This is a genomic window from Bradyrhizobium sp. NP1 (genome assembly GCF_030378205.1).
GTDB lineage: Bacteria > Pseudomonadota > Alphaproteobacteria > Rhizobiales > Xanthobacteraceae > Bradyrhizobium.
On record NZ_CP127385.1, the window covers coordinates 2709391 to 2724962 of the forward strand.

The following is a 15572-nucleotide window of genomic DNA, read 5'->3' on the forward strand; positions in this document are numbered from 1 at the left end:
GGGCTGATCCTCGCGCGCGGATATTATGCTAATCGGCCGCCCTGGTCACGATGCGAATTTCCGAGGTGAGGGTGCGATGCACCGGGCATTTGTCGGCAATTTCCAGGATCCGCTTGCGCTGATCGGCGTCGAGCGGACCTTCCAGGCCGATCGCGACCTCGATCTGGTCCAGCATGCCTTCCTTCGTCTCACACTCCGCGCAATCCTTCGCGTAGATCTTGCCGTGACGGAGCGTGACGGTGGCGCGCTCAAGCGGAAACGATTTGCGGTCGGCATAGAGCCGCATGGTCATTGACTTGCAGGCACCGAGCGCGGTCAGGAGAAAATCATAGGGCCCAGGTCCCGTGTCGTCGCCACCGGAGGCAATCGGCTCGTCCGCCAGCAACTGATGCGGGCCGACCGAAACGCTGTTCTGGAATTTGCTGGTGCGGGTTTCGCGCACCACCACCTGCCGCGGCGCCTCGCTCACGTCAGCGGCGGCCAGCTGAGCCGGCTCGACATAACGTTCGGCCCAGGATGCGATGACGTCTGCGACATAGGTGCTGTCGCGGCGCTGGCTCAACAGATGATCGGCGCCCGCGAGCGAGATGAAGCTCTTCGGATGTTTGGCGGCGACGAACAGGCGCGTCGCGTTGTCGATGCCGACCGTGTCGTCGGTCGGCGCATGCATGATCAGGAGCGCCTTGTGCAGATGGGCGACGTGGTTGGTCAGACTGTGCTCTGCGACGTCGTCGAGAAATTCGCGCTTGATGCGGAACGGACGGCCGGCCAGGGACACTTCACCCTCGCCTTGCTGACGGATGGTGTCGACGTGCTCCCTGAAGAGACCGGTGACATGGGAAGGGTCCGACGGGGCTGCGATGGTGACGACCGCTTTGGCCTCGGGAATGCGGGAGGCGGCAGCCAGGATCGCCGCACCGCCGAGGCTGTGGCCGATCAGGAGCGCCGGCGCCTGGCGAGCCTCGCGCAGATGGTCGGCGGCGCGCACGAGATCGGCGACGTTGGAGGAAAAGGTCGCGTTGGCGAAATCACCCTCGCTGGAACCGAGCCCGGTGAAGTCGAAGCGCAGCACGGCGATTCCCTTCGAGGCCAGCGCCGCCGCGATCCGCCGTGCCGCCAGCACATCCTTGCCGCAGGTGAAGCAGTGCGCGAACAGCGCATAGGCTGATGGCGCGCGGTCCGGCCGGTCGAGCGCGGCTGCCAGCTTGTGGCCGCCTTCGCCTTCAAATTGGAAACGCTCGATCGGCATGGGCGGCCTCCGTGGTGGTGGTCCTCACCTTTCCCCACTGCGGAGAGGTGAAAAAGGCGTTCAATCGCCGGAATAGCGCTGCTCGGTCCAGGGATCGCCGCGGTTGTGATAGCCGCGCACTTCCCAATAGCCCGGCGCGTCCTGCTCGAGGAATTCGATCGCCTTGAGCCATTTGGCGCTCTTCCAGAAATAGAGATGCGGCACCACCAGCCTGACCGGGCCGCCATGCTCGGCAGCTAGCGGCGCGCCGGACCAGCCATGGGCGAGCAGGGCATCTTCGGCCGCGAAGTCTTCCAGCGGCAGGTTGGTGGTGTAGCCGTCATACGAAGAGAGCACGACGAAACGGGCTTCGTCACGCGGCCGGCAGGCCTCGAGCAGGTCGCGCGTGGCAAGCCCGTCCCAGCTGTTGTCGTAGCGCGACCAGGTCGTCACGCAATGGATGTCGGAGACGAAATGGCTCTGCCGCTCGGCCGTCAGGTCGGCGAAGGTCCAGAAGATCGGATTCTCCACCGCGCCATGAACGTCGAGCCGCCAGCGCTCGCGCGAAATGTCCGGGGTCATGCCGAGGTCGAGCGTTGGCCAGTCCCGCGTCAGGTGCTGGCCTGGCGGCAGCCGCTCCTGCTCGGGGCGCGAAACCCTGCCGGTGAGGAAGCGGCCCTCGCGTGCCCAGCGCTGCTTGGTGCGGGTGAGCTTGCTCTCGGCGGGCGGCTCGTCGTCGTCGCTCATGCGCTATTCATGGCGGTGCATTGCGGACTCGTGCTTGGTGTCGCGCATCGTAGCATAGATGATCAGCGACAGGCAGATCATGCCGGAGAGATAGTAGTAGAACCACTCCTCGTGCCCGATGGTCTTGAAATAGAGCGCAACCGCCGGCGCGGTGCCGCCGAATATCGAGACCGTGATCGCGTAGGGCAGGCCGACGCCGAGCGCGCGGACATTGGTCGGAAACAGCTCGGCCTTCACGATGGCGTTGATCGAAGTGTAGCCTGCCACGAAGATCCAGGCCGCGCAGATCAGGAGGAACGCCACGAAGGGCGACTTGGTTTCCTTCAGCGTCATGAGGATCGGCACGGTCGCGAGCGTGCCGACCACGCCGAAGAAGATCAGCAGCGGCTTGCGGCCGATGCGGTCGGACAGTGCGCCATAGAGCGGCTGCAGGATGGTCGCGAATATCAGCGAGCCGAAGATCACGGTCGTGGTCTGGTCCTCGGTGAGGCCGACCGACAACTTGACGAAGGTCTGCATATAGGTGGTGAAGGTGTAGAATGCGGCGGTGCCGCCGGCGGTCAGGCCAACGACCAGCAGCAGCTCACGCGGATATTTCAGGAGACTCGCAATAGAGCCGGTCGGCTTGACGGCCTTCTTGGCCTCGATGAAGGCCTCCGTTTCTTGCAGGCTGCGCCGCATCACGGCGGCGAAGATCGCCAGCCCCGCGCCGATCACGAAGGGGATGCGCCAGCCCCAGGCTTTGAGCTCCTCCGGCGTCAGGAAGACCTTCTGCAGCAACAACAGCACGATGATCGCGGTGAGCTGGCCGCCGATCAGCGTGACATACTGGAACGAGGAATAGAAGCCCCGGTGCTTCGCGTCGGCGACCTCGCTCAGATAGGTTGCACTGGCGCCATATTCGCCGCCGAGGCTCAGCCCCTCGATCACGCGGGCCAGCGCCAGGATCGCAGGCGCGGCAAAGCCGATCGTGGCGTAGGTCGGCGTCACCGCGATCATCAGCGAGCCGAAGCACATGCAGACGACCGACAGCGTCAGCGACAGCCGGCGGCCGAAATGGTCGGCAAGGTAGCCGAACAGCCAGCCGCCGAGCGGGCGCATCAGGAAGGTTGCGGCGAACAGCACGGCGGCGTTGAACTGCTGCACCACCGGGTCGGAGGTCGGGAAGAACGCAGGCGCGAAATAAAGCGCGAACGCCGTATAGGCGTAGAAGTCGTACCATTCGACGAGGTTGCCGACCGAGCCGATGAAAATCGCCTTCAGCCGCCGCTCGACGTCGGTGATGTCGAGCTGATCACTGTTGACGGCTTGATCGGTCATGGCAGGCCTCCCTGGGGTGGCCCGCTATTTCCTCGATCGTCTCAGGCCTGCTTCCCGAATAGCACCGGAAGTTGCCGCGGTCCACGGACGGTACCTTCGGACCAGGTCACCTTGCCGGCGGGATCGAGCCGGAACTCGGGGATCCGCTTCAGCCACTCTTCCAGCGCGACCGTCATCTCCATGCGCGCAAGGTTGGAGCCGACGCAGCGGTGGATGCCGAGGCCGAAGGCGGCGTGGCGGTTCTCCTTGCGGTCGATCACCACCTTGTCGGCATCGGGGAACACGGCGGGATCGCGGTTGGCGGCGGGGAACGACAGCAGCACCATCTTGCCGGCCTTGATCGGGCAGCCTGCGATGCTGGTTTCCTTCATCACCTCGCGCGCCATCGTCACCGGCGAATAGGCGCGCAACAGTTCCTCGACTGCCGTCGGCATCAGCCCAGGCTCGCGGACGAGGCGCTCGCGGTCGGCCGGCGTCCTTGCGAGATGCCAGAGCGAGGAGCCGATCGCGCTCCAGGTGGTGTCGATGCCGGCGATCAGGAGCAGGCGCAGCGAGCCCAGCACGTGGGAATCGTCGAGCGGCTGGCCGGTCTTGTCCTTTGCCTGCATCAGTGTCGAGATCAGGTCGTCGGTCGGCTTCGCCTTGCGGGCTTCGATATGGCCGGCGAAATAGGCGGTCATCTCCTCGACCGCCTGCTTCAGTTGCCGCTCGTCCTTGATTCCGAGTTCAAGGATCTGGTGGATCCAGTGGATGAAGAGATCGCTGTCGCTCTCGGGAATCCCCAGCATATGCGCGATCGCGCGGACCGGGATATACTTGGCGTAGCGCGCCGCGGCGTCGCAGCGTCCGGCCGCGATGAATTCGTCGATCAGCTCGTTGCAGATGGCCCGCACCCGCGGCTCCAGCTTCTTCATCGCATCGGGGGTGAACGGCGGCAGCAGCAATTGCTTGGCCGGCTTGTGTTCCGGCGGGTCGGAGGTGATCGGCGGGGCGGCGTTCCTCTGGACCTCCGGCCGCTCGTCGCGGACAACGACGCGGCGCGAGGAGAAATGCTCGGTGTCGTAGGCGATCTGCTTCACCGCCTCATAGGTGGTCGGCAGATAGCAGCCGAGGAAGCGGTCGGTGTGCACGACCGGGCTCACCGCGCGCAACTCGTCCCAGATCGGAAACGGATTTTCGGTCCAGCGCGGATCGGTATGGTCGAAATCATGCACCCAGTCGGTGACGGGCGGGTGCTCGGGCAGGACGCGGTCGGTATCGGACATCGGCGCAAATCCTCTGCTGTGTTCGCTCAGACGAGGCTCGATCGCGAGCCGCCGGGGAGATTCACTCCTCGGTCACTTCGATTGCGATTTCCGGGCAGTTGGTCTGGGCAAGCCACGCCTTGTCTTCGAGCCCTTCGGGCACCGTGCCGTCGCCGACCTCGTGCGCATTGCCGAATTCGTCGAGCTCGAACAGCTCCGGCGCCAGCGATTTGCAGCGCGCATGCCCCTGGCACTTGTCCTGGTCGACGTGGATTTTCAGTTTTCCCATGGCCGTCGCTTCCCTGATCAGGCGCGCGCGCTTCTGCCGCGCGTCCAGCGTTTCCAAGCAGCATTGCGGCATCTTGGCTGTGCCGCTAAATTATAGCATATTACATTCGCCAGCCGACCCGGCTGTCAAGTGAAAAGATCAGAAAGTCGTCAGCCAATATGCCGCCGCGCCTGGTTCGCAAACCTGAAAATGCCTATCACCACGGCGATCTGCGCGACGCCCTGACCCAGGCGGCGCTGCACGAGGTCGAGCGCGGCGGCCCGGAAGCGGTCAGTCTCAAGGCATTGGCGAAGAAGCTCGGCGTGTCGCAGCCGGCGCCGTACCGGCACTTTGCCGATCGCGACGCGCTGATGGAGGCGGTGACCGCGGAAGCCTTTCGGCAATTCACGGCGGAGCTCAAGGAATCGATCGAGCGGTCTTCGCGGCGTTCAAAGCTGTCGCGGTTCGCGCAGGCGGCGCTGGCCTTCGGTTTGCGGCGCAACGGCATCTATCGGTTGATGTTTGCCTCTCGCGTCATGGCCTGTTCGCCCGATGGCAGCGAGCTGCACAAGGCGGCGATGGAAACCTTCAGCCTGCTGGTCGAGGCACTGGAAGCGCCCGCGGTCGGTTTGATCCGCGAGCGCCATGCGCTGCAGATCTGGGCCGCGCTGCACGGCGTGGTGATGCTGGCCGAGCAGGGGCTACTCACCGGCAAGGTCGCGCGCGTCAGCCGCGAGGAGCTGGTCGAGGACATCGTCGAGCAGACGAAGCTTGCGCTCTCCGTCGCGCTGAAGGCGGACGGCGAGCTCTAGGCTTTCGCCGGCCGGGGGTCGATCGGCGTCGAACCGCGCAGGCCCAGAATGTCCTCGAGCAGCTTGGCGCCGGCGAGCAATTGCGCGTCGCCGCGCGGCGGTGCCACCACCTGCAATCCCACCGGCAGTCCCGACGCGGTGAAGCCGCAGGGCAGCGACAGCGCGGTGGCGCAGGTCAGCGTAATCGCATAGACGATGCCGAGCCATTCGACGTAATTGTCGAACTTCTTGCCGGCGCATTCCGCGACATAGCGGTTCTCGACCGGGAACGGCGGGACGATGGTCGCAGGACAGAGCAGAAGATCGTAGGTCTTGAAGAACTCGATCGCGCGCGTGGCCATGGCGAGGCGCTGCGCCTCGGCGCGCGTGATCTGCTCGACCGTAAGCTTCAGGCCCTGCTCGATGTTCCAGATCACCTCGGGCTTCAGCAGGTCGCGCTTGGTTCGCAGCAGGTCCATCTTGGTCATCGCGAAGTCGAAGGCGCGCAGCACGTGGAAGGATTCATGGGCCTCGCGCAAGTCGGGATGCGCCTCCTCGACGATGATGCCGGCTTCCGCAAAGCGCTGCGCCGCCTTGCGTGTGATGGCGACGACCTCGGGATCGACAGGCGTGATGCCGAGATCCGCCGAATAGGCGATCCGCTTCGGCTTCTTGCCGGAACGCGCCGCCGAGAGAAAGGATTGCGCCGGCGGCGGCAGCGACAGCGGATCGGCAGGCCATTCGCCGCTCATGGCGTCCAAAAACAGCGCGAGGTCCTCGACGTTGCGCGCCAGCGGGCCATGGACGGTCAAGTTGCGGTCGACGGTCGCGCTCGGCGTGTGCGGGACGCGGCCGATGCTGGGCCTCAAGCCGACGACGCCGCAGAAGCTTGCGGGATTGCGGCAGGAGCCGCCCATGTCGGTGCCGTGGGCGAGCCAGGCCATGCCGGTTGCGAGCGCGACCGCTGCTCCACCGGACGAGCCGGCCGCGGATTTCGAAATGTCCCAGGGATTGCGGGTTGCGCCGAACACCTCGTTGAAGGTGTTGGCGCCCGCGCCGAATTCCGGCGTGTTGGATTTTGCGTAGACGATCGCGCCATTGGCCTCGAGCTGCTCGACCGCGATGTCGGATTGCGGCGAGACGACATCCTTGAAGATCGGCGAGCCCTGCGTATTGCGCACGCCCTTGACGTGGGTGAGGTCCTTGATCGGAACCGGCAGGCCGGCGAGCAGGCCGCGCGCGGCGGCAGGCTTTCGCATCAGCGCGCGGGCATGATCGCGGGCGCGGTCGAAACACAGCGTCGGCAGCGCATTGACCTTGCCATCGACCACGGCAATGCGCCTTTCCAGCACGTCGAGCAGGTCGAGTGGGCTGACCTCGCCGCGCTTGAGCCTGTCCACCACCGCGCACGCCGTCTCCTGCACCAATTCCTGACCCACCGGCATTTCTCCCGATTTTCGCTCCGTCTGGTAGCGGAGTACGTCATGCTGTAAATGATTTCCAGAAAAATGGAAATGCGAGACCGGGAGACATGCCATGACGCCACCGTTCGACACGCTCGATTGGCGCAAGATGAGCCAGGAAGCGCGCGACCTCGGTCTCAACAACAGCGTTGCCGTCAAGGGCAGCGCGGACATCATGACCGACTGGGAACGTCGCTCGGGCGAGATGCGCGGCCGCCACGCCGGCCGTCTCGACCTGCGCTATGGTCCGCGCGAGCGCAACCGGATCGATTTCCTGAAAGCGCGCGACCGGGCGCCGACGCTGCTGTTCATCCACGGCGGCTACTGGCAGATGCGGTCCAAGGAATTTTTTACGCATTTCGCGGCGGGGCCGATGGCGCAGGGCATCAACGTGGCGCTGATCGGCTATACGCTCGCGCCCGACGCGAAACTCGACGAGATCGTCGCGGAGATCCATGCCGGCATCGATTTTTTGGCGAAGGAATTGCCGGCGCTCGGCGGTGACGGTGAGGGGATCGTGGTGTCCGGCTGGTCGGCCGGCGGCCATCTGACCGCGATGGCGCTGTCGCATCGGCATGTGCGGGCCGGCATGGCGATATCAGGCATCTACGACCTCGAGCCGATCAGGCATTCCTACCTCAACGTCAAGCTCGGGCTTGACGAAGCGGCTTCGCGCCGCAACTCGCCGATGAGGCTAGCCGGCATCGACAAGCCGCTGTCGCTGGTGGTCGGCGGCGCCGAACTGCCGCTGCTGCGCAAGGAGACCTCGGATTTTGCTGCCCATCGCGCGCGCCAAGCGCTGCCGGTCACTTACGAGGAGATCGCCGGCGCCGACCATTTTTCGATCATGAACGAGCTCGCGTCTCCAACAGGCCGGATCACCACACTGATCCGGCAGTTGTTCGAACGGACGGAGTAACCAGTCGCGTCATTGCGAGGAGCAAAGCGACGAAGCAATCCAGCGTGCAGCCGTGAAGGTCTGGATTGCTTCGCTGCGCTCGCAATGACGATGGTATAGCGCTAACCCCAGCCCGCGGCGATCCCGCCATCGACCGTGTAGATCACGCCCGACGTATAGCCGGAGCGGTCGGAGGCCAGGAACGCCATGAGGTCGCCGATCTCGCGGGCATGCGCAGGGCGGCCGAGCGGCAGGCCCTTCTGGAACTCCTTGTAGCGGCTCTCGTCGCCGAACTGGTTTTTTGCCCGCGTCTTCAGCAGCGTGACGTGGCGGTCGGTGCCGACGGGGCCCGGATTGATGCCGACGACGCGGATGTTGTCGGCGAGGCTCTTGCTGCCGAGCGCACGGGTGAACGCCATCAGCGCCGCATTGCCGGCCGAGCCGCAGATATAGTTGGCGTCGAATTTCTCGCCGGCCGCGCCGATGTCGTTGACGATCACGCCGTGCCCACGCGCCTTCATCTGCGCATAGATCATCCGCGTCAGATTGATATAGCCGAACACCTTCAGTTCCCAGGCGTGGCGCCAGGTCGCCTCGTCGATCTTGTCGATCGAGCCGCCCGGAATGTCGCCGGCATTGTTGACGAGGATGTCGATGTCGGCGGCGTCCTTTGCGAGCCGCGCGATATCCTCGGCCTTGCGCAGGTCGGTGACATGGGTGCTCGCGTCGATCTGGTGCGCCGAGCGCAGGCGATCGGCCAGCGCCTTCAGCTGCTCGCCGCTGCGCGCGGCAAGCATCAGATGAGCGCCTTCCTCGGCAAAGGCTTCGGCGGCGGCCGCGCCAATGCCTTTGGACGCGCCGGTGATGAGAACGCGCTTGCCGCGCAGGTGCAGGTCCATGGGAATACTCGCTTGCTGGAAAAGGCGGGGTGGTGAAAAATTGGCGGGAGCCGTCCGGGCGGTCAACACTGCACTGCAGCGTTGCGCTCGACCCGAGTTTGGTCCATTGCAGGGCGACCCAGCAAGTGCCTGCGGGGCCAGGACATATCACAAGGACGTTCTCGATGAGCAGCGGCAAGAAACCATACCGCATCGCGGTCATTCCCGGCGACGGGATCGGCAAGGAAGTGATGCCGGAGGGGCTGCGCGTCATCGAGGCGGCGGCGAAAAAGAACGGCGTTGCCGTCGCCTTCGACCATTTCGACTTCGCCTCCTATGACTATTACGAAAAGCACGGGCAGATGATGCCCGACGACTGGAAGGAGCAGATCGGCAAGCACGACGCGATCTATTTCGGCGCGGTCGGCTGGCCGGCGAAGATCCCCGATCACATTTCCTTGTGGGGATCGCTGATCAAGTTCCGGCGCGAGTTCGACCAGTACGTCAATTTGCGTCCGGTGCGGCTGATGCCGGGGGTGCCGTCGCCGCTCGCCAACCGCAAGCCCGGCGACATCGATTTCTGGGTGGTGCGCGAGAACACCGAGGGCGAATATTCTTCCGTCGGCGGGCGCATGTTCCCAGACACCGAGCGCGAATTCGTCACGCAGCAGACCGTGATGACGCGGGTCGGCGTCGATCGCATCCTGAAATTCGCCTTTGAGCTCACCGCATCGCGGCCGAAAAAGCACCTGACCTCGGCGACCAAGTCGAACGGCATCTCCATCACCATGCCCTATTGGGACGAGCGTGTGGAGGCGATGGCGAAGAACTATCCGAAAGTGAAGTGGGACAAGTATCACATCGATATCTTGACCGCGAATTTCGTGCTGCATCCGGACTGGTTCGACGTCGTGGTCGGCTCGAACCTGTTCGGGGATATTCTTTCGGATCTCGGTCCCGCCTGCACCGGCACGATCGGGATCGCGCCGTCAGGCAACATCAATCCGGAAGGCGATTTTCCGTCCGTGTTCGAGCCGGTCCATGGCTCGGCGCCCGACATCGCCGGGCAGGGCATTGCCAACCCGATCGGCATGATCTGGTCGGGCGCCATGATGCTGGAGCATCTCGGCGAGAAGCAGGCGGCGGAGGCGATCGTCGGCGCGATCGAGCGCACGCTCGGCGAACGCACGCTGCGCACCCGCGATCTCGGCGGCAATGCCGACACGACGGCCTGCGGCAAGGCGGTCGCGGAGATGGTGGAGTGATTTTGCCTGCGTAGGTTGGGCTAACCCACCCTACGACTGCGCGATCCGCCTGCAATGTTCCCACGCGGCGTGGATCAGGTTCTCGCTTGCCTCGGGCGTGCGGAACGCCGAATGCGCCGATAGCGTGACATTCGGCAGCTTTGTCAATGGGTGATTCCGGGGCAGCGGCTCGACGCTGAAAACGTCGAGCCCGGCGTGGCGGATATGGCCGGACTTCAGCGCTTCGATCATCGCGTCTTCGTCGACAACAGCGCCGCGCGCGGTGTTGACCAGGATCACGCCGGGCTTCATTCGCGCGATCCTTTCGCGGGAGAGAAAGCCGCGCGTCTCGTCGTTCAGCAGCAGGTGCACGGAGACGACATGGCTGTCGGCAAGCAGCTTGTCGATATCAACGAATTCGACGCCGGGATATTGCTTTTTGGTCCGGTTCCAGGCGAGCACCTTCATGCCGCTTCCGAGCGCGATCCGGGCGACCTCCGCGGCGATGCCACCAAAGCCGACGAGCCCGATGGTCTTGCCGGTGAGCTGCATGCCGTCCTCGCGCAGCCAGTTGCCGCCGCGCATCTCGCGGTCCATCAGAGCCAGCACCCGCGCTGAGGCCCACATCAGGGCGATCGCGGATTCCGCGACCGCGGTGTCGCCATAGCCCTTGATCAGGTGCACGGAGATGCCGAGCTCGGCGAGCTCTTCCGGATTCATGTAGCTGCGTGCGCCCGTCCCCAAGAACACCACGTCCTTCAGGCCCTTGCACTGGCGCGCAATGTCGGTGGGCAGGTAGGTGTGATCGACGATGGCGATCTCGGCGCCGTCCAGCACCTTTGGCAACTGCTCCGGGGTGACGTCGGGATCGCGGTGGATGCGCATCCGGGGATCGCCGGGCTTTTCCAGCCGCTCCATGATGGCGGCGAGCGATTCATTGGCGTCGACGAACACTCCGCGCACGGCGAACTCCCGTTGTTGTTATCTTGTCAGGATGCGACCCCGGCGAGCGCGAGCACCGTATGCATCAGCACGTTGGCGCCGGCGGTGCAGTCGGCCTGCGTCGCGTCTTCGAGCTCGTTGTGGCTGACGCCGTCCTTGCACGGGACGAACACCATCGCCGCCGGGATCTTGGTGTTGAGGTTGCAGGCATCGTGGCCGGCGCCCGAGGTGATGCGGCGATAGGAGTAGCCAAGCGCCTTGGTTGCGGTCTCGACCGCGCCGACCAGCTTGGCGTCGAAGTGGGTGGGCGCCTTGCGCCAGACCAGATCAAGCGCCACCTCGACCTTGCGTCGCCCGGCGATCTCGGCAGCGGCAGCGCGCAGCTCGGAATCGAGCGCGTCCATGACCTTCGCATCGACGCTGCGGCAATCCACCGTGAAGGCGATCTCGCCGGGGATCACGTTGCGGGAGGGGCTTGCGATCACGGCCTCGCCGATGGTCGCCACCGCGTTCGGCCCGTGCTTTTTCGCGATGGCCTCGAGCGCCAGCACAATTTCCGAGAGGGTGGCGAGCGCGTCGCGGCGCAGCGGCATCGGCGTGGTGCCGGCATGGCTCTCGAAGCCCGTGATCCTGCCGTCATACCACAGCACGCCCTGGCCGGAATCGACCACGCCGATGGTCTTGTTCTCGGCCTCCAGGATCGGGCCCTGCTCGATGTGCAGTTCGACAAAGCCCGAGAATTTCTGCGCCCCGACCGCCGCGTCGCCGCGATAGCCGATCGCGTCGAGCGCTTCGCCGACCGTGACGCCTTCGGCATCCTTGCGCGAAAGAATGTCCTCGGTGGTGAAGTCGCCGACATAAGCCGCGGACGCCATCATCGCCGGCGCAAAGCGCGAGCCTTCCTCGTTGGTCCAATTGCAGATGCAGATCGGCGCCTCGGTCTCGATCCCGGCGTCGTTCAGCGTGCGGACCACCTCGAGCGCTGCGAGCGTGCCGAGCACGCCGTCATATTTGCCGCCCGTGGGCTGGGTGTCGAGATGCGAGCCGAGCCCGATCGGCGGCTTCGACATATCCCGTCCTTTCCTCAATCCGAACATCGAGCCGAGCGCGTCGACGCGGACCTCCAGCCCCGCGGCCTCGCACGCCTTGCGGAACCAGTCGCGCACCTGCTTGTCCTCAGGTCCGAGCGTCAGCCGCCGCACGCCGCCCTTGGGGGTCGCGCCGAATTTCGCGGTCTCATGGATGGTGCCCCAGAGGCGGGCGGAATCGATCTGCAGGTTGGTAGCGGCTCGGCTCATGCGGTGGTTTCCGTCTTTTGCGCATTATTTGTTCAATGGCGCGGCGGCGCGGCTTCGTCAACCGACGTTGCGGACTGCGCGATCCGCTGGGCGAGATCGACGACGCGTTCGACGGCCGCCACGTCCGGCGAGGCGAGCCAACTCGCCGAGAAGGTGAGCGGGGGCATTTTGACGTTGGTTGCGAGATGCTGCAGCCGTCCGGCGGCGAGCTCGTTCTCTACGATCGCGGACGGGATGATGGCGATGCCGAGACCTTCGAGCGCCATATGAATGACGGTTGCGATCGAGGCGCTGGCGTGCAGCCGGATCGGCGGCAGATCGGGCCGGTTGAACAGCGCGCGCACGGCCTCGTAGGGCTGGGTCTTGCGGGCGAAGGTGATGATCGGGAATTTGGCGAGGTCGCGCAGTGCGAGCGGTCCGGTGCCGAGCCCGAGGGAGGGGCTGGCCAGAAAGCCGATCGAATAGTCGCACAGCACGCGGTTGCGCACGTCGGGCGCCGAGGAGGGCCCGAGCACGAAGGCGAGCTCGATCTCCTGGGCCAGCAGACGGGCGTTGAGGTTCGGCGTGATGTCGACCTCGATTTCCAGCGACAGGTTCGGATAGGTCGCATTCATGCTCTTGATCAGCCGCGGCAACCAGGTGTGCACGATGGTCTCGGCAACGCCCAGCCTCAGCCCGCCGCGCATCACCGTGCGGTCGCCGACCTCAGCGACCATCGCCGAGCGCAGCTCCAGCATTTTCTCCGCGTAGACCATGAGTTGCCGGCCGCTCGGGGTCGGCGAGGCCACGCGGTGGTCGCGGTTCAGAAGCTTCACGCCCATCTCGCGCTCGAGCTGGGCGATACGCTGGGAAATGGCGGGCTGGGTGGTATTGAGACGCTGGGCCGCTCCGCGGAAGCTGCCGAGCTTGACGACCCAGAGAAAGGTTTCGATGGATCGGAAATCCAGCATCGCGCGCCCTTGGCTTTCGATAAATCAGACTTATCCAATATGATTAAAAACCACGATTAGACTTTATATCACGGTTGCGATTGACTGTCCTTGTCGAGATTGTGGGCAGGTCACCCGGATGACTGTTTTGGCGGCAGATCAAAAGCCTGTGGACTCCCGGACGTCTCCCGCCCTGGAGGCGCGCCTGGCCTGCCGAACCGGCATGATGTCGACCACTGCCGGCCTCGCCGACGGCTTCGTGCAGGGCAATCTCGCGATCCTGCCGGAGAAGTTCGCAGGCCACTTTCATCGCTTCTGCCAGCTCAATCCCAAGCCGTGCCCGATCATCGGCATGTCCGAGGTCGGCAATCCGCACATTGCGGCGCTGGGGGCCGACCTCGATATCCGCACCGACGTGCCGCGCTACCGGGTCTGGCGCGACGGCGAGGTGGTGGAGGAGCCGACCGAAATCAAAGCGCACTGGCGCGACGATCTCGTCGCCTTCGTGCTTGGCTGCTCCTATTCGTTCGAGGAGGCCCTGATCGCGGAGGGCATCTCGATCCGCCATGTCGAGCGCAAGCAGCGCGTGCCGATGTATCGCACCAACATCGCCTGCACGCCGTCCGGTCCGTTCGCGGGGCCGCTGGTGGTGTCGATGCGCCCGTTCAAACCGAAGGACGCGATCCGCGCCATCCAGATCACCACACGTTTTCCATCGGTGCACGGCGCGCCGGTGCATCTCGGTCATCCCGGTTCGATCGGGGTCAGCGACCTCGCTAAGCCCGACTATGGCGATCCGGTCCCGGTCGAGGACGACGAAATCCCGGTGTTCTGGGCTTGCGGTGTGACGCCACAGGCGGTGATCGCGGCGGCGAGACTTCCGTTCGCGATCACGCATGCGCCCGGCCTGATGCTGGTCACCGACCTGCATAACCGCGACCTTGCGGTGCTTTGATGCAGGGGATGCCGATCATTCCGGCTTTACCGGCGCCAAAATCCGTTCCATCGATAGCGTTCGTTCAACAGAGGATATGCGAAGATGACGATCAGCCGCCGAAATGTATTGCTTGGTGCAACCGCCGCCGCCGCGCTCGGGCCGATGGCCGCCGGCGCGGCGGATCCGGCGGACGTGGTGATCGGCGTCATCTATCCGCTCTCCGGCGCCAGCGCCCAGATCGGCGTCGACGCGCAGAAGGCGTTTGAGACCGCGGCCGACATCATCAACAAGAAGTATGATTTTGCGCTGCCGCTGGCAAAGGACGAGGGACTGCCCGGTCTTGGCGGCGCCAAGGTTCGCCTCGTGTTCGCCGATCACCAGGCCGACCCCCAGAAGGGGCGTGCCGAAGCCGAGCGCCTGATCACGCAGGAGAAGGTTTGCGCCATCATCGGCACCTATCAGAGCGCGGTCGCGGTCACCGTCAGCCAGATCTGCGAGCGCTACCAGATTCCGTTCCTATCGGCGGACAATTCCTCGCCAAGCCTGCACCGCCGCGGGCTGAAATTCTACTTCCGCGCCGCGCCCCATGACGAAATGTATTCGGCCGCGATGTTCGACTTCTTCGACGCCATGAAGAAGAAGGGCACCAAGATCGACACGCTGTCGTTGTTCCACGAAGACACCATCTTCGGCACCGACTCCGGCAACGCCCAGCTCAAGCTTGCGGGCGAGCGCGGCTACAAGGTGGTGGCCGACATCAAGTATCGCGCCAACTCGCCGTCGCTCTCGGCGGAGGTGCAACAGATCAAGGCTGCGAATGCCGACGTGCTGATGCCCTCGAGCTACACCACCGACGGCATCCTCCTGGTCAAGACCATGGGCGAGCTCGGCTACAAGCCGCCGGCGATCGTGGCGCAGGATGCCGGCTTCTCGGAGAAGGCGCTCTATGACGCGGTTGGCGACAAGCTCGAAGGCGTGATCTCGCGCGGCACCTTCTCGCTCGACCTTGCCGCCAAGCGGCCGATGGTCGGCGCGATCAACGCCATGTTCAAGGAGCGTTCGGGCAAGGACCTCAACGACTATTCGTCGCGCCAGTTCATGGGGCTGATCGTGATGGCGGACGCCATCAACCGCGCCAAGTCGACCGAGGGCGACAAGATCCGCGAGGCGCTTGCCGCCACCGACCTGCCGGGCGAGCAGACCATCATGCCGTGGAAGCGCGTGAAGTTCGACGAGACCGGCCAGAACAACGACGCCGACCCGGTGCTGCTGCAATATGTCGGCGGCAAGTTCGTCACCATCTTCCCGGCGCAGGCGGCCGTCGCCGAAGCCATCTGGCCGATGAAGTAGGTTCGACGGGAACGGACAAGGGGGGAGCCGTGACC

15 protein-coding genes are annotated in these 15572 nt (G+C 64.8%); 5 read left to right on the forward strand and 10 right to left on the reverse strand.

The window, feature by feature from the left end; genetic code table 11:
- Positions 1-28: 28 nt before the first annotated feature.
- From QOU61_RS12870 to QOU61_RS12890, 5 genes are all read right to left on the reverse strand, one after another.
- Positions 29-1249: a bifunctional alpha/beta hydrolase/OsmC family protein gene (locus tag QOU61_RS12870; protein WP_289658898.1), complete on the reverse strand. Its 1221-nt coding sequence runs from the start codon at positions 1247-1249 to the stop codon at positions 29-31.
- 60 nt (positions 1250-1309) lie between these two features.
- Positions 1310-1975 carry a sulfite oxidase-like oxidoreductase gene (locus tag QOU61_RS12875; protein WP_289658900.1) on the reverse strand — a complete coding sequence of 222 codons (666 nt, stop codon included), beginning with the start codon at positions 1973-1975 and terminating at the stop codon, positions 1310-1312.
- A 3-nt stretch (positions 1976-1978) separates the two neighbouring features.
- The gene (locus QOU61_RS12880) at positions 1979-3295 is read right to left on the reverse strand and encodes an MFS transporter (protein ID WP_289658902.1); all 1317 of its coding nucleotides are present in this window, start codon (positions 3293-3295) and stop codon (positions 1979-1981) included.
- Between the two features lie 41 nt (positions 3296-3336).
- A complete protein-coding gene (locus QOU61_RS12885) occupies positions 3337-4560 on the reverse strand; it encodes a cytochrome P450 (RefSeq protein ID WP_289658904.1) in 1224 nt (407 codons plus the stop codon).
- Positions 4561-4621: 61 nt separating this feature from the next.
- Complete coding sequence (locus QOU61_RS12890; protein ID WP_289661481.1) at positions 4622-4828, reverse strand: ferredoxin; 207 nt, start codon at positions 4826-4828, stop codon at positions 4622-4624.
- A gap of 158 nt (positions 4829-4986) precedes the next feature.
- Here QOU61_RS12890 and QOU61_RS12895 point away from each other — a divergent pair, with 158 nt between their 5' ends.
- Positions 4987-5619 carry a TetR/AcrR family transcriptional regulator gene (locus QOU61_RS12895; RefSeq protein WP_289658906.1) on the forward strand — a complete coding sequence of 211 codons (633 nt, stop codon included), beginning with the start codon at positions 4987-4989 and terminating at the stop codon, positions 5617-5619.
- On the opposite strand, the gene QOU61_RS12900 is transcribed toward QOU61_RS12895, so the two are convergent.
- Positions 5616-7043, reverse strand: a complete 1428-nt coding sequence (locus QOU61_RS12900; RefSeq protein ID WP_502876923.1) for an amidase — start codon at positions 7041-7043, stop codon at positions 5616-5618. The genes QOU61_RS12895 and QOU61_RS12900 overlap by 4 nt on opposite strands.
- A 91-nt stretch (positions 7044-7134) precedes the next feature.
- On the opposite strand from QOU61_RS12900, the gene QOU61_RS12905 reads away from it, so the two are divergent.
- On the forward strand, positions 7135-7980 hold the full coding sequence (locus QOU61_RS12905) for an alpha/beta hydrolase (protein ID WP_289658909.1): 846 nt from the start codon (positions 7135-7137) through the stop codon (positions 7978-7980).
- A 101-nt stretch (positions 7981-8081) separates the two neighbouring features.
- On the opposite strand, the gene QOU61_RS12910 is transcribed toward QOU61_RS12905, so the two are convergent.
- On the reverse strand, positions 8082-8858 hold the full coding sequence (locus QOU61_RS12910; protein ID WP_289658917.1) for an SDR family oxidoreductase: 777 nt from the start codon (positions 8856-8858) through the stop codon (positions 8082-8084).
- Positions 8859-9022: 164 nt separating this feature from the next.
- Between QOU61_RS12910 and QOU61_RS12915 the strand changes: the two genes are divergently transcribed.
- The gene (locus QOU61_RS12915; RefSeq protein WP_289658919.1) at positions 9023-10102 is read left to right on the forward strand and encodes a tartrate dehydrogenase; all 1080 of its coding nucleotides are present in this window, start codon (positions 9023-9025) and stop codon (positions 10100-10102) included.
- A gap of 30 nt (positions 10103-10132) precedes the next feature.
- Here the strand turns inward: QOU61_RS12915 and QOU61_RS12920 are convergent, their stop codons facing one another.
- The 3 genes from QOU61_RS12920 to QOU61_RS12930 are packed head-to-tail and all read right to left on the reverse strand — an operon-like array spanning position 10133 to position 13271.
- Positions 10133-11044: an NAD(P)-dependent oxidoreductase gene (locus QOU61_RS12920; protein WP_289658921.1), complete on the reverse strand. Its 912-nt coding sequence runs from the start codon at positions 11042-11044 to the stop codon at positions 10133-10135.
- A gap of 26 nt (positions 11045-11070) precedes the next feature.
- Positions 11071-12321, reverse strand: coding sequence for a Zn-dependent hydrolase (locus tag QOU61_RS12925; protein ID WP_289658923.1), 1251 nt, complete (start codon positions 12319-12321; stop codon positions 11071-11073).
- 32 nt (positions 12322-12353) lie between these two features.
- Positions 12354-13271 (reverse strand): LysR family transcriptional regulator, encoded by a 918-nt coding sequence (locus QOU61_RS12930; RefSeq protein ID WP_289658925.1) that lies wholly within the window; start codon positions 13269-13271, stop codon positions 12354-12356.
- Between the two features lie 118 nt (positions 13272-13389).
- Here QOU61_RS12930 and QOU61_RS12935 point away from each other — a divergent pair, with 118 nt between their 5' ends.
- Both QOU61_RS12935 and QOU61_RS12940 read left to right on the forward strand, forming a co-directional pair.
- Complete coding sequence (locus tag QOU61_RS12935) at positions 13390-14205, forward strand: putative hydro-lyase (RefSeq protein ID WP_289658927.1); 816 nt, start codon at positions 13390-13392, stop codon at positions 14203-14205.
- Positions 14206-14289: 84 nt separating this feature from the next.
- Positions 14290-15537 (forward strand): ABC transporter substrate-binding protein, encoded by a 1248-nt coding sequence (locus QOU61_RS12940; RefSeq protein WP_289658929.1) that lies wholly within the window; start codon positions 14290-14292, stop codon positions 15535-15537.
- Positions 15538-15572 lie beyond the last annotated feature (35 nt).